This window comes from Pedobacter miscanthi, from assembly GCF_003315595.1.
Classification (GTDB): Bacteria; Bacteroidota; Bacteroidia; order Sphingobacteriales; family Sphingobacteriaceae; genus Pedobacter; species Pedobacter miscanthi.
On sequence record NZ_QNQU01000028.1, the window covers coordinates 63,699 to 85,667 of the forward strand.

Here is a 21,969-nt window from a genome sequence, read left to right on the forward strand (position 1 = left end):
ATAAGCAATAATCAATTTTCAATGACCAATCGGGAGATGGAAAATGTAAGATGGAAAATGGAAGATGGAAAACGGATGATGGAAGAAAAACAACTTCGTTTGGCGGCTGGTGTTAAGTGTTTGAATGTGATTAGTGGCAGAAGATCTCCTGTAACAGATCCTGAAAACAAGTTCAGATAACGTTACGCGGGAATTTGATCAATTACTTAAGCCGTTTGCATTTGGCAATTTGCTTTACAATTTAACAATGCTAGCAATACAATGAAGCAGTTTTCAATTGGAAGTTGGCAGTTACCAATGACCAATGACCAATGAACGAATAAGTGATGACCAAAGAACGGTTGAACCAAAGATTTTTTTACCAAAATCAAACCTTTCCGCTATTCTGAAATTGAAATATTCGGCTTAAATTCGGAACATGAGTTACAAGCCTACCTATAAAGCAGCAAACACCATTGCGGCTACTATTGAGCAACATTTTGTTAAACTGCATAAAAATGCAATTGCGCAGGGTGAGATAGATCTGGCTACTCAACCGGATAAAAAAATCATTGAGGCCATTATCGATGTAGCTTTCTGGAGCAGCTTGCGTAAGGAAGAAGGGCATTCGCCGCGCATTTCGATTGCGTTTTTACCACCGTCGCAAACCTCTAAACCTTTGGTTTTTGCCAAGAAACTGGCACTCAATGCCAATACCTTAACCAAAATTGCACCCGGAATTGAGCGCTCGGGGATTCACCTCGGTGTATGGGAAGAGGATGGCGAACTTTATATCTGGGGTACCACCCTTAATATTCCAAACTTCTGTTTTGTGGTGGATGTTTCTGAACCCGGATTAATCGTGATTAAACACCGCCGGATTTATGGCATCGGTAAGTTTACCAATGTTGCGGTGTTGAAAGGCGAGCAAATCCGTATTGTAGACGACAGAAGCTGTTCGAATAAAGATTGTCCGCCGATTTTGCAGGCTTTATTAGACCTTACGGTTTTAGCCAGCTGGAACGATCCGATCAATATCCTGATCCAGTTTTCGGTATCGATGCGGGCGCACGGCCGTGGCGGGGCATTGTTGATTGTACCTAAAGGTGATACGAATTGGGAAGATTCGATTATCCACCCAATCCAATATTTAATTGAACCTCCTTTTTGCGGTTTATCAAACCTGGCGAAGCAGAATGGTAACCAGAGTGAAATTTTCTCGCAGGGTGCTGTGCGCCGGGAGGTAGAACATTTAGCGGGTTTAACCGCGGTTGATGGTGCAACGATTATCAACGAAGAGTTTGATCTGATTGCATTTGGCGCAAAAATCGGTCGTGCGAAGGGTAAACCTACCGTAGAGCAGATTGCATTTTCGGAGCCTATTGTTGGTGGCGAAGATAAGATTTTATATCCCGGACAGCTTGGCGGAACAAGACATTTTTCTGTAGCCCAGTTTGTAAACGATCAGCCCCAGGCGGTTGGACTGGTGGCCTCGCAGGATGGCCATTTTACCATTTTCAGTTATAGCCAAAAACAGCACATGGTAATGGCGCACCGCATCGAAACACTACTCTTATAACGAAAACTGTTTAATTGTTACCTTGTTTTATTGTTATTTGGAAAGCGTATTATCTTTGCCGCCTAAATTGAAATCGATAGTTGCCAGGTTATCATGTTGGGTTCTGTGTTTATCGGTTGGGGATCCTTCGCTGCGCTCAGGATGACAGTAATTTTAAATGTAGCTGCCGATTAACCAGTTGTCAGTTTGCAATTTGCAGTTAGGAATGAATGATTGAATGATTGAATGATTGAATGAATGGAGAATGAATGAATAACCAATGAACCAATTAATCAGTTTGCAATTTGCAGTTAGGAATGAATGAAGGAATGATTGAATGACTGAATGAATGGATGAATGAATGATTGAATGAATGGATGAATGAATGATTGAATGAATAACCAATAACCAATTAATCAGTTTGCAATTTGCAGTTACGAAGGAATGAATGAATGGATGATTGAATGAATGATTGAATGAATAACCAATAACCAATGAACCAATCAATCAGTTGGCAATTTGTAGTTAACAATTTAACAATCGCACAATTTAACAATAGTTTCACTGCACAGTTAACCGATTAACCCCCTGAGCGTAACCTGTCCCGAACATTCGGGAGCCGAAGGGTATACAATTAACCCATGTTCAGTTTTCAGTTGGCAATTTGCAGTTACCAATTAACCAATGACCAATGACCAATGACCAATGACCAATGAACCAATCAGTCACTTGGCAATTTGCAGTTACCAATAACCGATTAACCATTTTTAGCAAATAACCCCAATAATGATTCAGGATAAAAGCCAGCTTATCGCCTCTGCATACGAACATACACCAACCAAAGAGCAATTGCTTTTTTGCGAACGCATGTCGGTGTTTTTGCAGCAGGAAGATGAATACCGCTGCTTTGTGCTTAAAGGTTATGCCGGTACGGGTAAAACCACCTCAGTGGCGGCTTTGGTTAAGGTCCTGACCAAGTTTAACCTGCGTAGCGAATTACTTGCGCCAACGGGAAGGGCGGCAAAGGTAATGAGCCAATATTCGTACCGCAAAGCTTTAACGATACATAAACGGATTTACCGGAAACGTTCGGCTGCATCGCCCGAAATGCAGTTTCAACTGGCTCCCAATCTCTCCGAAAATACACTTTTCATTATTGATGAGGCATCGATGATTGCGGATGAGTTTAATGAAACAGGCTCTTCTATATTGAGAGACCTGCTGGAATTTGTATACAACAGCAAAAACTGTTTCCTGCTTTTTGTAGGCGATACGGCGCAGTTGCCACCGGTTGGGAGTTTAGACAGCCCCGCTTTAAACGAGCAATATCTGAAAGATACCTTTGCTTTAACGGTTAGTTCGGTAGAGTTAAAGGAAGTGGTGCGACAGGGGAAAAAATCGGGGATTTTAGCCAATGCCACCATGTTGAGGAACCAGATTGCTAAAAACCCTGAAAATCCTTTACCTAAATTCCTCACTAAAAGTTATACGGATATTTACAATATGCCGGGTGCACGTTTGGTAGAGGGGCTTGAATACGCCTACCGGAAATTCGGCATGGAAAACACCCTGGTGGTTTGCCGTTCCAATAAATCGGCCAATGTGTATAACCAGCAGATCAGGGCGAGGTTGTTATACCGTGAGGAGGAATTAACAGGCGGCGACCAGATTATGGTGGTACGCAACAATTATTTCTGGTTGCCGGAGAATGAGGATACGGCTTTTATTGCCAATGGTGATATGGCCAAAGTAATCCGTGTGAGGGGAGAGGAGGAGCGTTATGGTTTCCGTTTTGCGGATGCGACTCTGGAGTTTATGGATTTCCCCACTGCAGGGCAGATTAGTTGTAAGGTAATGCTGGATACCCTGAATTTAGAAAGTGCCAATTTGCCTTACGAGCAGAATAAGAAACTTTTTGACGGGCTGAACGAGGATTACGAACATATTGCGAATAAACGGCAAAGGATGCTGGCCATTAAAGCAGATCCTTTTTACAACGCGCTGCAGATTAAATTTGCTTACGCGGTTACCTGCCATAAGGCACAGGGCGGACAGTGGGATGCGGTTTTTGCGGATCAGGGTTATCTTACGGAAGATATGATCGACCTGGATTTTCTCCGCTGGTTGTATACGGCAGTAACCCGTGCGAAAAAAGAGTTATATTTAGTCAACTTTGCGCCACAGCTTTTTGCGAAGACGGCGTTGGAAGACTATTTTTAAGAAGATGATTACACCGATTTGAGGATTGCACAGATAAATAACCACCAAGACACGAAAGCACAAAGGTTTTTTTTTCTGGCAAATACTTAACAAATAAATACTTTCTTTGTGGCTCCGTGCCTTTATGGTGCATGAGCAAATGTAATAACCACCAAGACACTAAGGCACAAAGGTTTTTGTTACTTTTGAAAAAGAACCAATAAGTATAAGATTATTGTCTTTGTGTTACATGAGAAAATGTAATAACCACCAAGACACTAAGGCGCAAAGGTTTTTGTTACTTTTGAAAAAGAACCAATAAGTATAAGATTATTGTCTTTGTGTTACATGAGAAAATGTAATAACCACCAAGACACTAAGGCGCAAAGGTTTTTGTTACTTTTGAAAAAGAACCAATAAGTATAAGATTATTGTCTTTGTGGTGCATAAGCAAATGTAAAAACCACCAAGACACTAAGTCACAAAGGTTTTTTTTAGCAATTACTTAACAAATAAATACTTTTTTGGTGTCTTCGTGCCTTTGTGGTGCATAAGCAAATGTAATAACCACCAAGACACTAAGGCACAAAGGTTTTTTGTTCTGGCATATACATAACAAATAAATATTTTTTTGGTGTCTTTGTGCCTTTGTGGTCAATATTTATGCTTAATAAATGTACTAACCAAATACCATTATGAAATTCGCTTTTAGCCTTAAAAACAAGCTGAAAATCGCTTTTTTGCTCTTTTGTATCATGTGCTGCACGTTATTGATCCGTTTTCTGGAAGATAAAAGTGTAGAGAAAATTAATGATTCGTTTATTTCGATGTATAACGACAGGCTGGTGCCGGCTACGGATCTGTATTTTATTGCCGAAAACCTGTTCCACAAAAATGCCATTCTTCAGGAGGCATTGATAGGTAACGGTATTCAAAGTTCAACGGCTATTGTAAAATTGAATAAACATAACCGTAAAATAGATTCGGTGATCAATAAATATGAACTCACCTTATTGGTAAAACAGGAACAAACTTTTTTGAACGATCTTAAAAAGGCACTGATTGTTCAGCAGGGTTTGGAAGTGAAAATATTGAATATGGCAGGAGCAGAGGGAAGGGCGATTTATGAATCGATGGGCAGAAATGCAGCCAATCAAACGCTTAACAAACTTTCGGCATTAATTAAAATACAATCCAAAGTGGGTAACGAACTGATTAAAGGAACAAAAGTATTTGTTTCGGGTACAAAGGTGTACTCTACCTTGCAGATGATTTTGGCAATTGTAATCGGGATTATGATTGTATCGATTGTTTCGGCATCGAACGCGGTGAAGATACAGAGTGATAAGTTTAACCTGAATTAACTCTTTGAATTGGATTTTACCACCAAGGCACGAAGGCACAAAGAAAAGTTTCGTCATCTCGACCCGTAGTGGATATTCTTCGACTCCGCTCAGGATGACACATTAATAACAACGGCCGTCATCTCGACCGAAGCATCGCGGAGAGATCTATCCCAAGTCAGATTTCGCTTCGCTGAGCACTTCGTGGTTCTCCATTTCGTTTCACTTCAGTCGAAATGACGGCTTGATGTTAAAAATTATCTTTATTCAGCGTCTTCATCAGTTATCAACCTGATCGAATCATCAGAAAGTACGATTAAACGTTCTTTATAAAGCGATCCGATGGTTTTTTTGAAGGCACTTTTACTGATCTGGAAACGGTGATAAATATCTTCAGGAGAACTTTTATCGCCCAGTTCGATTACACCGCCGCTCTTTTTTAATTCCCTTAACATCATCTCTTTCGAATCGAGGATGTGTCCGTAGCCACTTGGCTGCAGGGTTAAGTCGATTTTACCTTCCACACGGATTTTCTTGATCCAGCCCTTACGCATTTCGCCAGGCTGAACGTTATCAAAAACCTCATTATTGTAAAGTAAACCAATGTAAGTGTTGTTGATAATGGCGTTGTAACCAAGATCTGTTTCTTCGGTAATCAGCAAACTTACTTCGTCGCCTTCTTCAAAATCGAAACCATCTTCCTCAACAAAATCGTATAGTTTAGACGAGGCCAGCAAGCGGTCGTTATTTTCATCCAAATACAGATAAACTACATATTTATAGCCTTTTTGCATTGGTCTTTTCTGTTCGCGGGCAGGTACATATACATCTTTATCAATCCCCAGATCCATAAAAACACCATCTTCACCATCAGACACCACTTTCAGGAAAGCAAAATCGCCCACTTCGGCATAAGCTTTTTGTGTAGTTCCGGTTAAGCGGCCATCTTTCTGTATAAAAACAAAAACACTGATGTTATCGCCGATTTCGGCACCTTTTGGTACGTACTGGTAAGGGAGGATTACCGTTTTATCACCGTCGGTTAAGTTTAATCCAGCTTCTGTTTTGCTTAAAATCCTTAACTCGTTGTATTTTCCTATTTCAATCATTTTATTGGGGTTTAACCATTTTCTTCAATGGCTTTTCGCCAGCAAAGGTAGTAATGTTTATTGGTTTATTGGTTCACTGGTCATTGGTAACTGCCAACAGTCAATTGAAAACTGCTTCATTGTATTGCTAATATTGTTAAATTGTTAAATTGTTGTTTGCCAACTGCCAACTGTCAACTGCCAACTGTAAACTGGTTCATTGGTCATTGGTCATTGGTCATTCGTTTATTGGTCATTTGTTTATTGGTCATTGATCATTCTTTCATTCATTAATTCATTCATTGGTCATTGATCATTCCTTCCTTCATTCATTCTTTAATTCAAATCTGTGTTTATCTGTGTGCATCTGTGGTTAAAGCCGTCAGCATTACAGTGCATGGAAAAAAATATATATTTTCGCAGCTTATCTAAAAATATATCTTCATTATGAACAAGCAGATTCCTCCATTTTTTTTAAGCGACGAGTATTTTATTGACGAAAAAGTAAATTTTTTAAAATTTGCAAACGAGTATAAGGTATATAACGACCAGGGTGCGCAGATCGGGATTATTAAACAACGCATTTCGGGCTGGCAAAAGGCTTTAACTTTATTGATCGATAAACGGATGATGCCCTTTAAACTGGAAATTACCGATGTTAACGATCAGTTACAGGCTACCATTACAAGGGGCTGGACATTCTGGATGTCGAAAATTATTGTTACCGACCCGCTTGGCGCCGAAGTAGGCATTATTAAACAAAAATTTAAGTTCTTTAAACCCACTTTTACCATTTCGAATCCGGTAACGGGAGCAGAAATTGCAAAAATATCCGGCGATTGGAAAGCCTGGAATTTTAGCATCACCAATAATGCAGGTGCAGAAATGGGCAAAATCAGTAAAAAATGGGCAGGTGCCATGAAAGAAATTTTTACCACTGCCGATAAATACAATGTTTCTATCGATCCTAATTATGCAGAAAGCAATCAAAAGGTTGCAATTGTAGCCACTGCCATTACCATTGATATGGTGTTGAAGGAAAGTAAATAGAAGCTTAATTGTTACCCCTTCGGCTCCCGAATGTTCGAGCCAGGTTAGGCTCAGGGGGTTGAATGTTAAATGGGCGGGTGAGCAAAGATTGCTTGTCTGCTCATTTAATGATGATTTAATTGAAACACAATTTCAGTAATACAAGCGATAAACCTCATCTTAAATCGGGAATAAAGAAACCGGCAAAAAAGGTCTTCGTAATTAACAGTCAAAATTGTAAGACTATTTTAGGAGAAATCGAAGTTACGGTAGGCAGTTCTGAACTCGCAATAGATGGTTCTGAAGTCGCAGTGGATAGTTCTGAAGTCGCAGTAGATAGTTCTGAACTCGCAGTAGATAGTTCTGAACTCGCAGTAAGTAGTTCTGAAGTCGCAGTAAGTAGTTCTGAAGTCGCAGTAGATAGTTCTGAACTCGCAGTAAATAGTTCTGAACTCGCAGTAGATGGTTCTGAAGTCGCAGTAGATGGTTCTGAAGTCGCAGTGGATAGTTCTGAAGTCGCAGTAGATAGTTCTGAAGTCGCAGTAGGTAGTTCTGAAGTCGCAGTTGGCAGTTCTGAAGTTGCAGTTAACTATTGCAGTTTTGAGTTGCGTGGTTTTAGGTAGGCAAATTGCTTTAAAAGAAAAACAGCAACCGGTTTTTACTTCTGTTGCTGTTTAAATTGAAAATAGGGTTGGGATGATTTTTTTCATTGTATTATTTTTTTAAACTTTTACTTTTTTAAAAGTGATGCCCGAAATCTGTTTATATTCCGCACTATTGGCTCCGAAAACAGATTTAACATAGTTTTTTACATCTAAAGCCAGGGCAACTAAGCCGGTTTCGGCATCGTAAAGTATTTTGTCGCGGTTAAGCCGAAGGGTACTTAGCTGGGCATTATTGGCTACCACATCGCGGTTTTTCTGCAATAAATCGTTGTATAAAGCGGTAAGGGTGGGCAGCTGTAAATCTACTTCGTTGGGCGCATACTGCGGAATGGTGGCCAGTACTTTAATCTGCTTGTCGAAACTATCAATCAGGTTATCGTAACTCAGCTGCGCAGCCGTTTTTTGGTTTACAATGGTTCCACTTGCGGCCAGCTCATTCTTTTCTTCCTCGGTTAACTTTGGCGTGGCCCGCTGGCCGTGAATTTTCCGGTTATTGCTTACGGCATTGTCTAACACCTGCTGAGACACGTTGCTGGCCCTCACACTATTCAGGATCCGGGTACTGAGGCTTTTAAGCGGTGCAAATGCGAGGTCGCGGGCGGCAATGGCGTTGCTGTTTTTGGCGATAAGATCGTTAACCTGTTCGTTAATTACCCGGGCTGCAGCCGCTTTTTCGGTCAGGCTGTTTAACTGGATGCTGGCATTGCTGGGATTGTACAGCGCGCCGTAGCCGGTTAAATAAGTAATCATCATTTCGGAATTGACCACGTTTCTGCCGTGGCCGGTGTCGTTGGTTTTTGACATAAGTTGGTGGGTTATAGGTGAATAAAATTTGTTTATTGGTATTAAGATAAGATTACTTGTGGTGTAAAGGATAAAATGTAAAAAAAAATATCACTCGGGGTAGGGGAAACCGTAAAATTTGTTTCTCAAAGCCAAGTACCTTGGCTGTACGAAAAGATTTTATTATATCCTGTTATTAAGTTTTATCATGCTGGGTTATAGCAAACAAAATGAAATAGGAGCAGACACTGATAGCGAAACTTAACAATAAGTTTTTTATTTAAAAATTCAAAATATGAAAAAAATAAGCATCAAAAACATTATTGATTTCTGTCAGAAAAGCGATAAAGCCAAAAAACGATTTGCGACTGATTTAAACTTAAAAGAAGAAAAAAAGAATACTGATGGTGGCGGTGATTATTGGATTAGCTGCATAAGTACGATTAGTAACGCTTATAAAGGAAATAGCCCGTATCTGATAAATGATAAAATAGCTGATTTGGAAGAAAAATTGGAGGCTACTGATTATAAGAGAACAAAAGCGATGTATCAAAGAAATATTGACGTTCTATATCGATTTGAGGATTTTGATATTGAAAAGTGGAAACCAGTTGGAAACATAAAATACCTTAAAAAACAAAAGAGGGATACTATTATAAAAATTAAAGGATTGTTTATTCAAGCTACGCCACATCATGTATTTACTTACAAAAATGGGGATGTTAATGAAATTGGAGCAATATGGTTTATCGCGAAGCTCAACGGCTTTGAGAAAGATGAACTAGGCATGTTTGCTGATATTTTGAATAGATATCTAAGCACTCATTATAATGATGGATATATAATAAATCCTGAATATTGCTTAGCTGTTGACGTAATAAAAGGCATAGAGGTAAGTTACGAACAAGTACAAAAAGCAGGTGTCCCAACTTTATTAACGAGGACTATTGAAGAGATTAAGATGCTGATGTAAATAATGGGTTAACACATGTTCGAATTTAACTTGACTATAGTAACAAAGCCGTCTATTAGAGTCAGCGTTTGGTGTCAGTATTTAAATTACTAACTTGCACATTAGAACAAAGCCAAAATTAACATCCCAAATTAGATGAAGTTTAACGAAGACTCTCGCGTAAAAATCCCTGCGATACTACATCTCATGCGATTGGGGTACAGCTATATACCCACCATCGCACAAACTAGAAATGAAAGCACTAATATTTTTAGTGCTATATTTTTAGAAAGCATAAAGAAGATTAATCCTTCTATTTCAGATGATGATATTTCAAGAAAACTAGATGAAATTAATTTAGAACTCGATTACGAAGACTTAGGCCGTCATTTCTATGATAGTTTAACAGCAACATCTGGAATTAAATTGATAGATTTTAAAAATTTTGATTTGAACTCGTTCCATGTTACTACGGAACTAACCTATAAGAATGGTGAAGAAGAATTTCGTCCCGATATTACGCTATTGATTAACGGAATGCCAATAGCTTTCATTGAAGTAAAAAAGCCAAACAATAAAGAAGGCGTTTTAGCAGAGCGAAAAAGGATCAATACCCGTTTTAAGAACAAACACTTTAGAAAGTTTGCCAACATAACCCAATTGATGGTTTTTTCCAATAATATGGAATATGAGGATGGTGTAGTTGAGCCAATATTTGGCGCTTATTATGCTACTGCTGCTTATAACGATTTACAATTTAACTACTTTAGAGAGGATGAGGATTATCCGGTAAAGGGAAAATTATTGCCTATAATTGAAGATTGGGAGAATGTTGTGTTAAAAGATACACATTACTTAGCGATAAAGCACAGTCCAGAATTTATAACCAATAAACGAGCAGATACACCTACTAATAGAATCCTGACATCTTTATTTAGTAGAGAACGGTTGGCTTTTATATTAAAATATACCATTGCCTATGTTGAGGAAGAAAAGGGGCTTGAAAAACACATTATGCGTTATCCGCAAATGTTTGCTACCAAAGCGATAGTTAAAAAATTAGACGATGGCCAAAATAAAGGTATCATATGGCACACGCAGGGATCGGGCAAAACAGCACTTGCGTATTATAATGTCAAGCATTTAACCGATTATTTTCAGCAGAAAGGGATAATACCTAAGTTTTATTTTATTGTTGATAGGATTGATCTATTAATTCAAGCATCTACAGAATTTAGTAACCGAGGTTTAAAAGTGAATACGGTAAATTCTAAACAAGAGTTTGTTTTAGATATTCAAAAAATTGGAGCCATTCAAAATAACGATGGAAAACCAGAAATTACTGTTGTTAATATTCAAAAATTTACCGAAGATGCAGTCGCCATAACTTCAGTAAACTACGATATACATATTCAACGTATTTACTTTTTGGATGAGGCGCACCGAAGTTACAACCCTAAAGGAAATTACCTGGCCAATTTGATCAACTCTGATAAAAATGCAATTAAGATTGCACTAACGGGTACACCATTATTAAAAGAGGTAGCAATAGAATACGATTCAAAATTGCTATTCGGTAATTACTTTCATAAGTATTACTATAATATGTCTATTGCAGATGGTTATACTTTACGTTTAATCCGTGAAGAAATTGAAGGCAATTTTAAAATTCGGATGGGCGAGGTAATGGATCAGATTAAAGTGTTAAAAGGCGATATTCCTAAATCGAAAATTTATGCACACGATCAGTTCATTAGACCTTTACTAAACTATATTACCAAAGATTTGGTTGACTTTAGAAGAGCGCAAAACGATCATACTTTAGGTGGTATGGTAGTATGCGATTCTGCTGAACAAGCTAAAAACCTGTTTCGTTATTTTGAAGAGAAGTATGGAGAACAGGAAACAAGTGTAAGCAAAATGGCAGCAGAGCCAAGGATATATTATGGTAAGCCCGACTCTAAATTAACAGCCGCATTAATTTTGCACGATGAAAATGATAAGACCATTCGTAAGGATTTAATTAGTGCCTATAAACAAGGTAAGATTGATGTCTTATTTGTTTATAACATGCTTTTAACAGGCTTTGATGCCAAACGTTTGAAAAAGCTGTATTTAACACGCGTTATTAAAGACCATAATTTATTACAAACTTTAACCAGGGTAAACAGACCTTACAAAAACTATCGGTATGGCTACGTAGTAGATTTTGCAGACATTACCACGGCATTCGATCGTACCAACAAAATGTATTTCGACGAATTACAGGAGCAGTTGGGGGATGAAATGAACATGTATTCCCATTTATTCAAATCAGCGGATGAGATAAGAGAGGAAATGGAAGAAATAAAAAATATCCTTTTCCATTTCGATACAGAAAACAAAGAGTTATTTTCGCAGCAGATACAACAGATAACCGACAAAAAACAGTTAATAGAATTGGTTAAGGCTTTACGCACTGTTAAAGAACTCAAAAATTTAATTGCATTAAATGGCTATGAAGAATTAAAGGGGCTAAACGATTTTGAATTAATGAATCGTTTATTATTGGAAGCCCAAAACCGTTTAGATAATTTAAATTTTTTAGAGAGTATTGGTAACGACGAAACAACCAATAATCTCATAAATACAGCATTGGAGGATATTGTTTTTCAGTTTATCAAGGTATCTGAAAGCGAATTAATACTGGCAGACCAATTAAAAAATGAACTGCGCAAAACAAGGGAAAGTTTACAGAACAATTTCGATCAGCAGGATGCCGAATTTGTTTCTTTGCGTGAAGAACTGGAGAGAATATTTAAAAATAAAAATCTCTCAGAAATTACACAAAATGACATGAAAGACAATATTTATCTTTTGCGTAAAATATATGACCAAGCTAAAGAGCTTAATCGTAAAAATGCATTGATAAAAGCAAAATACCAACAGGATGAAAAATATGCCCGTATACACAAACGTTTGGTAGAAAAAGGAAGTTTAAATGCCAAAGAATTACAATTGCATCAGGCTTTAATGGTAGTAAAAACAGAAGCTGATAACCAATTGATGAATAATGAAAATATTTTGGAAAATGAGGCCTATTTCACCCGGTATATTATGCAACTGGTAGCTAAAGAGTTTGTACAAAAACAAAAAATACTATTAGATTTTGCAACCACAACAAACATTAATAATTTAATAGTACAAGAATACTTTCAACAATACGCAGGAAATAGAAGATGACACAGGATATACAATTTATCACCAGAACCAAAAGCTTAATTGATAACCTTAAAAGCGTTTGTGCCAATTATGGTTTAGGTAACGATGGTAATGAATATAAAATTATTACACAGGTATTTTTATACAAATTTTTAAATGATAAATTCAGGTATGAGGTAAGGCAGGTTAGACCAGAATTGCTTGAGACTGATAATTTTTTGAAAGCCTTACAAGATTTATCGGCCGATGAATATAATTTTTTGTTGGCCTTAATTGATGTGAATGCACCGCGTTTAAAAGCTCACCATCTAATTTCTTATCTACATAACAAACAGAATGAAGGTGATTTTGCTAAATTATTGGACGATACGTTAAGAGAAATAAGTATTGACAATGCTGATATCTTCTCTGTAAAATCATCTACTGGAACTAAAACTAAACTTTTTGATGAATTAAGCCAATTTATTACTGACCCTTCAAAACGAGATACTTTTTGTAAAGCCCTTATCAATAAATTATTCGAGTTTTCCTTTGAGGAAGTATTTAATCAGAAATATGATTTTTTTGCAACTATTTTTGAATATTTAATTAAGGATTACAATAGTAACAGTGGAGGAGTATATGCGGAATACTATACTCCTCACGCAGTTGCAAGAATTATGGCACAAATCTTAGTTCCAGCTACTGTTAGTGGAGTGAAATGCTATGACCCAGCAGCGGGTTCCGGAACTTTATTAATGAGTTTAGCACACCAAATTGGAGAACAAAATTGTAGCATCTATTCTGAGGATAGGTCGCAAAAGTCTTCTAATATGCTAAGATTGAATTTGGTTTTAAATAATTTAACACATAGTATTCCAAATATAATTGAAACAAATACGATATCTGATCCATATTATTTAGATACTAAGTTCGATTACATTGTTTCTAACCCGCCCTTTAAATTGGATTTCTCTGGTTTTAGTGCCGATTTAGGGAAGGATAGCTTTAAAGAGCGCTTTTTTGCTGGGGTACCCAAAGTACCTAAAACCAAAAAGGAGAGCATGGCTATTTATCTTATGTTTATCCAGCACATTATGCATAGTTTATCTACCACTGGTAAAGGCGCTATTGTGGTGCCAACAGGTTTTGTTACCGCGCAAAGTGGTATCGAAAAGAAAATACGCGAACGTTTAATTGAAAAAGGTTGGTTACGCGGAGTGATAAGTATGCCAAGTAATATTTTTGCGAGCACTAGCACTAATGTTTCGGTAGTTTTTATCGATAAAGAAGCTGATACCGAACATATTGTATTATTAGATGCCAGCAAATTGGGCGAAACTATTAAAGATGATAAAAATCAGCGTACGGTATTAACACCTGCCGAAGAAGCAAAAATTATTGAAAACTTTAATAATAAAATCTCAGAAGAAAATTTGTCTGTTGTAGTAAGTAAAGCTGATATCGCCGCTAAAAATTATTCTTTCTCAGCAGGTCAATATTTCGAAGTGAAGATAGAATATGTTGATATTACAGCAAAAGAATTTAAAGCTAAGATGGTAGGTTATGAAACTAATTTGAATGCCTTATTTGCAGAAGGGAATTTATTAGATATTGCTATTCAAAATCAATTGAAGGGGTTGAGGTATGAGTAACTGGAAACAAACGTCTATCGGTGAATTCATTAATTTTAATCCTCCAGAAACAATTGTTAAGGGTTCAAAATCTAGAAAAATCCCAATGGAAAAATTAGGAGTTTTTCAAAGAAAAATTAATGGATCAGAAATTTCAGAATACAACGCCGGACCAAAATTTAGAAACGGAGATACGCTTGTTGCTAAAATCACCCCTTGCCTTGAAAATGGCAAAACAGCTTTTGTTGATGTATTGAATGAAAACGAAGTTGCTTTTGGGTCATCAGAATTTATTGTACTTAGAGAAAATGAATTATCTGACAAAAAATTTATTTATTATCTAGCCAGGAGTCCTTTGTTTAGGGAACGCGCCATAAGTTGTATGGAAGGAACATCTGGTAGAAAGCGAGTTAATGAAGGAGCTTTAAAAAGACAAGAAATTTTGGTGCCTGAATTATTAATTCAACAAAAAATTGCCTCAGTCCTTTCCGCCTTAGATGATAAAATAGAGCTGAACAATAAAATAAATGCCGAGTTAGAAGCAATTGCCAAAACGCTTTACGATTATTGGTTTGTGCAGTTTGATTTCCCCAATGCAGAGGGCAAGCCATATAAATCATCAGGTGGCGAGATGGTGTATAATGATGAGTTGAGAAGAGAAGTGCCTAAAGATTGGAAGGTGAGGGAAGTAGCTGAACTTACAACATTATTATTCAGAGGTATTTCACCTAAGTACACCAACAATGATGGAATTCAAGTGATAAATCAGAGGTGCATTCGAAATAATACGATCGATTTTAATTTGAGCCGTATTCACGATAGTAATCTTAAACCAGTAAATAAATTACTTCAACTTGGGGATATTTTAGTCAATTCTACTGGTGTTGGAACTTTAGGAAGAGTTGCACTTGTTAAAAGATTAGAACAAAAGCAAACTACTGCAGATTCACATGTCACAATAGTGAGAATAGATGATGAAAAAGCCAATTTGGTTTTCATTGGTGAAACTATGTTGAAAAAACAATTTGAAATAGAACAATTGGGCGAGGGATCAACAGGACAAACTGAGCTAAGCAGGGAAAATTTAGGGAAATTAAAAGTTTTATTGCCAAATCGAGATCTCCAAAATAAATTTGAAGAAATTGTATTGCCTTTTTTACAGAAAAGATCTATAAATGAACAACAAAATCAACAGCTTGCTCAATTGCGGGATTGGTTACTACCTATGTTAATGAATGGGCAGGTAAAAGTTGGTGTCGTAGAAGATATGGATGTTGAAGTAGAAGCAAAAGATATGCACATGAAAGGAAGTTTAAGTGGATAACATATCTCAATCAGATATTGATTTAGTTGAATCTTTAGCAGGAAAAGCAGTCAATACAAATGATCATGAAAAACTGGTCAAAGTTTATCATAAACTCGAATATCTATGTCAACTAATAGAGAAAAAAGGCTATAGATATAACATCAGAAAAGATCCCCGCAAGCAGGCAGGGACAGGGAAATTTGTTTTTCAGGAGTATCAGTGGGCTAAGATATACCCTAAAGATTTATGGGAAGATGCAGTAGATAAATTTGCTTATATAGTTGGCATTTCAGATTCTTTGCATTTTCATTTAATGGGAATTAAAGAATATCAGGGAAAAGAAGCTTCGCAGTTTGCCAGTAGAAACTGTTGGACTGAAATTGATTTTACTTTATTGGATTATGAGCAAATTGCAGATGAGTTTGTACTGTTTGATAAAAGAAATAGACAATTGTTTATAGAAACAGGCGCAAAATTAGGTATTCCAAAATTCAGTCAAATATTAAACTCATATAAAATGGATGAGATAAAAAGACTTCTTGAGTATAAGAAACAAATTATCCTTCAAGGTCCTCCAGGAACTGGCAAAACCAGGTTGGCAAAAAAAATAGCTTATAATGTTGCCGGCCTTTTTAGTTATGAGAACATTAAACAAGCTATCTCTATCGTATTAAAAGAAGGGCAAGCTTTAGAAACTAAAGAAGGATACGCATTTTCTATTCAAAAAATTATTCCAACCGAACATAGACTGATTGTATTGGTATCATCTGGAGGGAAAAGTTATTCTATTAATTTTAAAGAAATTGAAAATTGCTATAATGGACATGCGTGGGATGATCCCGTAAGTAAATGGAATGCTAGTGGCAATGGCTCATATTCTATCGTTATTGCTAAATTCATTTTTGATGCATTTGAAAGAATCGAAGTTGAAAATGCAAAACAGGTAAAGACTATTCAATTTCATCCATCTTATACCTACGAAGACTTTGTAAGGGGTATTGTTTCAAAAATAGATGAAGATAATCAACAGATTATTTATGAGGCAGAAAATAAAGTGTTTGCACGATTATCCAAATCAGCTTTGGATAATTATCAGCAAAGCCAGGATATAACTGAAGGTACTTTGGTAACTCCCAGTTTGACTGATTTTATCGACCACATAATTGAAGAAATTGATGAGCGGGGTAAATTTATGATATCTGATAATGTTTATATCTTTTACATAGATGATAAACGTTTTAAGTACAAAGGTGATAATTGGGCAACTCATCCTAACGGCTTAAACATGAATTTTTCTGAATTAAATAAAATTATCGATTTAAACTTAAATACGAGAAAACAAATTAATAAAGAGAGTACATTAAATTCATTAACCAGACAGCACGCTACATATTACCAAAACTTTAATGAGCTTTACAGGACATTTAAGGAAGGAAAATCTGTACCAAAGACGAAAACAGCACTGAAAAATTATGTCATCATTATTGATGAAATAAACAGGGCTAATCTATCTTCGGTATTAGGCGAACTAATTTACGGCTTAGAATATCGCAATGAAGCAGTAGAATCTATGTATGAAGTTGCAGGTGATAATAAATTGGTTTTACCGCCCAATCTATATGTTATTGGAACCATGAATACTGCTGATAGAAGTGTTGGCCACATAGACTACGCTATAAGACGGCGGTTTGCATTTGTAGATGTATTGCCAAAGGAATTAAATGATGATAAAATTGTTTTTCAGCATGATAGGTTCAGAAAAGTAAGTGAATTATTTATAGAGAATTACGATGAATATAAGGCTAACGAAAAGACGATCTTAAAGCCCGCAAAAACATTATCATCAGAGTTTAGGCCTGAAGATGTATGGCTTGGCCACTCTTATTTTATACAAAAGAGGGTAGAAGGTAGTGGTAAGTTAGAGCCTGAAGATTTCATGATACGTCTTGATTATGAGATAAAACCCATTTTGTTGGAATATGTTAAAGATGGGGTATTGCTTGGCGAAATCAACAAAGTAAAAATAGAAGATTATATAAAATCTTTGTAATGGATATTCTCCTTAAAGAACATATTGCCTATACCTTAAAGTTAACAGACGATCTTGATCTGATCGAAAAAAATAAGATTAAGTATTTACATAACCATTTAATTGAAACGATTAATCCGCGCAGGTTTAAAACCGAAAGGGGCAAAGCATATTATTGTTTTAGTTATAAGCTTTCTGAAAAAGAGATCGTGCTGCAATCGGATTATTTTATAGGAATAGATTGGCTTATACAAGATCGTTTTATCCATGTAGAACCTAAACTTAATTCGGGCCCGGCAGATTCTTTTGAAAAAATAAGTTCGAAAATCGAAGAAGATATTACCGATACGGAAATAGGGGAATTGAATGAAGAAATTAATAGGAGTATTGAAAATGGAGAGTCGGATAAAGAAGTGGATATTATTGCTATGCTTTTGGAGATTATGTCTCATGCAGAAGTAGCAAAACATACAAACAATCTGCTTTTAATCGATTGGGAAGCAAAGGAAATTCCTATTAGACAAAAACAGGATTTGCTAACCCCATTTTTGATTGTTAAATTTTTAAAGCTGCTTCAGGATATTGTAAGAAAAGGATTGAAAAAATCTTACTATAAAGTAACAGAAAATTTAAATAACAGGGTAAAGGGAAAGATCCTGGTTGGAGAGCAGATCAAGCAAAATATTTTTAAAAATCGTTTTACCAATACTCTTTGCGAATATCAGGTGTTTGGGGAAGATTCGGACGAAAATCGTTTTCTGAAAAAGGTATATCTCTTTTGTACACAATACGTAGAAAACAACAATTATTTCTTTAAAGATAAAAATAACATCGGGTGGGTAATAAATTACATCCGTCCGGCTTTTGATAAAATTGGTTCAGAGGTTAGTTTACAGGTGCTAAAGCATTTTAAGTATAGCCCTTTTTTTAAAGAGTATAAAGAGGCTATTAAAATAGGACAGCACATTTTAAAAAAGTTTTCATATAATATTACCAAAACCACAGAGGATAAAGTTTCTACTCCTCCCTTCTGGATTGATATGCCGAAGATGTTCGAATTATACGTATTTGCGGGATTTTTAAATGGTAATTCGAATCTATCAGCCAGTAATTTTAATTATCAATTTTCTACTCATGGTAATTCATTAGATTTTCTGATATGCGATGTGAATTCGGAAGCTAGAATTAAAATAGTGGTCGATACTAAATATAAACTCAAATATAATTATGGCCAAATCCATGGAGATATCAGGCAAGTAGCAGGTTATGCGAGATTAAATAAAGTCAAAAATCAGGCGCCAAGGCTATGTGAAGAAATACCATGTTTAATTATATATCCTAAACCCGCTAAAAACGGAGAAAAACAAAAGATCAATTTGAGCATTAAGGATTTATTAAATCATAAGATAGAAGCTTATCATAAGGTTTATAAATTGGGAATCAGCCTGCCTTTAATCGATTGAAATACAACGATTTTATTATTAAATAGATTGATATATAATCATCTTAATAGATTTCTCCATTCCGCTGCGCTTCAGTCGAAATGACGGGACTCACTTTGTAGTATCAAGAATGAATTTACGCAATGGTTGGGAATAATCTTAGGTCTTATCGTATTACCTTTGCGTGCTTTGCGGTTAAAAACACGATTAATCTTTCACCGATTTCAAAAACGCAAAACCCACCACACCCGATAAAACAGAAGCGGTTAGTATTGCAAACTTTGCTTCCGATACATGCAGTGCATCACTAAAAGAGAGCAGGGCAATAAAGATCGACATGGTAAAACCGATTCCGGCGAGCATGCCTAAACCGAATACATGTTTCCAGCCTGCACCTGTAGGGAGGTTGGCCCATTTCAGTTTTACGGCCAGCCAGCTGAAAAAGGTTACGCCAAGGGTTTTGCCTGCAAACAAACCGATGATAATGCCGAGGCCGATAGGCGAAAGCAGTCCGGACAGCATTTCTTTCTGAAACGTAATATTGGTATTGGCCAAAGCAAAAACCGGCATAATGAGGTAGTTTACGGGAGTGGTTAAAGCGTGTTCGAGTTTTTCTAATGGCGATTCTTCGTCCGTTTCATTAGTGGGGATGGTAAAAGCCAGCAGTACCCCTGCAATGGTGGCATGGATGCCGGAGTGGTGGATGAAATACCAGAGGAAGATGCCGGGGATCAGGTAAAACACGAGTTTCTTTACGCCGAAATAATTCATTGCGGCTAACAGCAACAGGATGCCTCCAGCCATGGCGAGGTATTGGAAATGGATTTGGCTGGTATAAAAAACGGCAATCACGAGGATGGCCCCCAGATCATCAACAATAGCCAGTGCCGCTAAAAAGATTTTTAAACTGGCAGGGACGTTTTTGCCGAGCATGGCAATAATGGCGAGGGCAAAAGCAATGTCGGTAGCCATGGGGATGCCCCAGCCGCTTGCAGTGGCTTGGCCTTTGTTAAAGAGGGTGTAAATTAAAGCCGGTACGAGCATTCCGCCTAAAGCGGCGATTACGGGCAAGGCCGCACTTTTAAGGGATGATAATTCGCCTTCTACGAGTTCGCGTTTGATTTCTAAACCTACCAGTAAAAAGAAAACAGCCATGAGGGCGTCGTTTATCCAGGCGAGTATGGTGTAGTTAACGGCTCCGAAGCCTAACCTGGTTTCTAAAAAGGCATTAAAACTTTCTTTGGAAGGGGTATTGGCGATTAAAAGTGAAATTGCGACGCAAATCAGCAATAAAAAACCGCCCACTTGTCCGGAGCGGAAGAAACGCTGAAATGCTTCGAGGTTGATTAGTTTGGGCATGGAGGTAAAAATAGTAAAATGTAGGGTAAAGGAGGGGTTTTGTGAGGGAATTGTTCACGTGATTTGAAGTGAGAGAACTCGGTTATTGACTTTATCACTATCTCTGTTATCCTGAGAGCGAAGAAGGATCTCTGCGTTTAGCGCAGTAACATTGTTTAGGCACTGGCTTTTACATTTAAAATGTTATGTGCCTGCGGCACGGGCTTGCCTCAGCTCATTGCCGCCGGGGCTAGTCCTTTTTCCTTGATGAAAAAGGGACCAAAAAATCAAGGCTTGCATCCTTCCTTGTAAAAATCTACGGAAATCTTTATGGCGGCAGTATCTAGGCTCTTACCCTGGCTTTTGTCCCATCGCTCCCGCTTGATCCTGCCTTGGGCTGTGAGGTTATGAGAGGAAATGCAGAGATTTCCGTGCTTTTTCCGGCGGAAATCTGCTATGCCGGATGGCAGGGGGGCGAAGACTTTTTGCATCATTTCCATCGCAATTAATTCGTCATTGCGAGGTACGAAGCAATCTTATTACTATGGGTTATCTGTGATTTGTACTATAAACGTTCGTCATTTCGACCGTAGTGGAGAAATCTATCAAGCAAAATTACAAAGGCAGTATTATTTTTTTATCCTTTCCCTCTGTGCTGTAATCCTGAGAGCAACAAAGGATCTTTAATTGTTATCACTCTATTATCTCTGTGACTTCTTTTTTTCAATCTACTTCGTCATTTCGACCGTAGTGGAGAAATCTATCAAACCAAATTACGAAAGCAGTATTCTTTTTTCATCCTTTCCCTCTGTGCTGTCATCCTGAGAGCAACGAAGGATCTTTGCGTACAGCGCAGTGGCATCATTTAAGCATTGCCTTTTACATCTGAAATGCTATATGCCTGCGGCACGGGCTTGCCTCGGCTCATTGCCGCCGGGGCTAGTCCTTTTTCCTTGATGAAAAAGAGACCAAACCTGAGCACAGCGAAAGCATGCCTGCCTATAAAAACAAAAACAAATAAGGCATAACTGAAAGGCTTGGATCTTTTCTTGAACTAAGCTATCGAAATTCTCATCGCGGCAATATGGAGGCCCCGATGAAAAATCGGGACTGTATATTGCCTTGGGCTGTGGTTTGGTGTGGGGTTGTACAAGAATTTCAATGCTTATTTCTAAGAAAATCTGCTATGCCGGAAAGCAGGGGGGCGAAGACTTTTTGCATCATTTCTATCGCAATTAGTTCGTCATTGCGAGGTACGAAGCAATCTTACTACTATGGATTATCCGTGATTTGTCCTATAAACGTTCGTCATTTCGACCGTAGTGGAGAAATCTGCTGAGTATGATTCCTATCTGCACGTTTTCTGGCCTACGGCACTGGCTTGCCTCGGTTCGCCGCCACCGAGGGGCTCTTTCTTTTGGCTTGATCCAAAAGAAACAAAAGA

Annotated in this window: 15 protein-coding genes; 12 read left to right on the forward strand and 3 right to left on the reverse strand. The window is 37.4% G+C overall.

Features of this window, described 5'->3' with window-relative positions:
• Window positions 1–21 precede the first annotated feature (21 nt).
• The 4 genes from DRW42_RS28885 (at window position 22) to DRW42_RS24420 (ending at window position 5,100) form a co-directional block, all read left to right on the forward strand.
• Entirely contained in the window at window positions 22–180 is a 159-nt protein-coding gene (locus DRW42_RS28885) for a hypothetical protein (RefSeq protein WP_158544393.1), read from the forward strand.
• A gap of 238 nt (window positions 181–418) precedes the next feature.
• On the forward strand, window positions 419–1,558 hold the full coding sequence (locus DRW42_RS24410) for a putative sensor domain DACNV-containing protein (RefSeq protein WP_113951490.1): 1,140 nt from the start codon (window positions 419–421) through the stop codon (window positions 1,556–1,558).
• Window positions 1,559–2,323: 765 nt separating this feature from the next.
• Window positions 2,324–3,757, forward strand: coding sequence for an ATP-dependent DNA helicase (locus tag DRW42_RS24415; RefSeq protein ID WP_113951491.1), 1,434 nt, complete (start codon window positions 2,324–2,326; stop codon window positions 3,755–3,757).
• A gap of 674 nt (window positions 3,758–4,431) precedes the next feature.
• Window positions 4,432–5,100 (forward strand): MCP four helix bundle domain-containing protein, encoded by a 669-nt coding sequence (locus DRW42_RS24420; protein ID WP_113951492.1) that lies wholly within the window; start codon window positions 4,432–4,434, stop codon window positions 5,098–5,100.
• 242 nt (window positions 5,101–5,342) lie between these two features.
• On the opposite strand, the gene DRW42_RS24425 is transcribed toward DRW42_RS24420, so the two are convergent.
• A complete protein-coding gene (locus DRW42_RS24425) occupies window positions 5,343–6,188 on the reverse strand; it encodes a CvfB family protein (protein WP_113951493.1) in 846 nt (281 codons plus the stop codon).
• A 426-nt stretch (window positions 6,189–6,614) separates the two neighbouring features.
• Between DRW42_RS24425 and DRW42_RS24430 the strand changes: the two genes are divergently transcribed.
• Window positions 6,615–7,217 (forward strand): LURP-one-related/scramblase family protein, encoded by a 603-nt coding sequence (locus DRW42_RS24430; protein WP_113951494.1) that lies wholly within the window; start codon window positions 6,615–6,617, stop codon window positions 7,215–7,217.
• Window positions 7,218–7,336: 119 nt separating this feature from the next.
• Entirely contained in the window at window positions 7,337–7,819 is a 483-nt protein-coding gene (locus tag DRW42_RS28615; RefSeq protein ID WP_147243804.1) for a hypothetical protein, read from the forward strand.
• A 99-nt stretch (window positions 7,820–7,918) separates the two neighbouring features.
• Here DRW42_RS28615 and DRW42_RS24440 read toward each other — a convergent pair whose 3' ends face one another.
• Window positions 7,919–8,665, reverse strand: coding sequence for a hypothetical protein (locus DRW42_RS24440; RefSeq protein WP_113951495.1), 747 nt, complete (start codon window positions 8,663–8,665; stop codon window positions 7,919–7,921).
• A 274-nt stretch (window positions 8,666–8,939) separates the two neighbouring features.
• On the opposite strand from DRW42_RS24440, the gene DRW42_RS24445 reads away from it, so the two are divergent.
• From DRW42_RS24445 to DRW42_RS24475, 6 genes are all read left to right on the forward strand, one after another.
• Window positions 8,940–9,617, forward strand: coding sequence for a hypothetical protein (locus tag DRW42_RS24445; RefSeq protein ID WP_113951496.1), 678 nt, complete (start codon window positions 8,940–8,942; stop codon window positions 9,615–9,617).
• A 135-nt stretch (window positions 9,618–9,752) separates the two neighbouring features.
• A complete protein-coding gene (locus tag DRW42_RS24450; protein ID WP_113951497.1) occupies window positions 9,753–12,818 on the forward strand; it encodes a type I restriction endonuclease subunit R in 3,066 nt (1,021 codons plus the stop codon).
• The gene (locus DRW42_RS24455) at window positions 12,815–14,431 is read left to right on the forward strand and encodes an HsdM family class I SAM-dependent methyltransferase (RefSeq protein WP_113951498.1); all 1,617 of its coding nucleotides are present in this window, start codon (window positions 12,815–12,817) and stop codon (window positions 14,429–14,431) included. Before DRW42_RS24450 ends, DRW42_RS24455 begins: the two co-directional genes overlap by 4 nt.
• Entirely contained in the window at window positions 14,424–15,734 is a 1,311-nt protein-coding gene (locus DRW42_RS24460) for a restriction endonuclease subunit S (protein WP_113951499.1), read from the forward strand. Before DRW42_RS24455 ends, DRW42_RS24460 begins: the two co-directional genes overlap by 8 nt.
• Entirely contained in the window at window positions 15,727–17,766 is a 2,040-nt protein-coding gene (locus tag DRW42_RS29120; RefSeq protein WP_208643633.1) for an AAA family ATPase, read from the forward strand. The genes DRW42_RS24460 and DRW42_RS29120 overlap by 8 nt, the downstream gene beginning before the upstream one ends.
• A 188-nt stretch (window positions 17,767–17,954) precedes the next feature.
• Window positions 17,955–19,208: a 5-methylcytosine restriction system specificity protein McrC gene (locus DRW42_RS24475; protein WP_158544394.1), complete on the forward strand. Its 1,254-nt coding sequence runs from the start codon at window positions 17,955–17,957 to the stop codon at window positions 19,206–19,208.
• Window positions 19,209–19,394: 186 nt separating this feature from the next.
• Here DRW42_RS24475 and nhaA read toward each other — a convergent pair whose 3' ends face one another.
• Window positions 19,395–20,546, reverse strand: coding sequence for a Na+/H+ antiporter NhaA (gene nhaA / locus DRW42_RS24480; RefSeq protein WP_113951501.1), 1,152 nt, complete (start codon window positions 20,544–20,546; stop codon window positions 19,395–19,397).
• Between the last annotated feature and the right edge of the window lie 1,423 nt (window positions 20,547–21,969).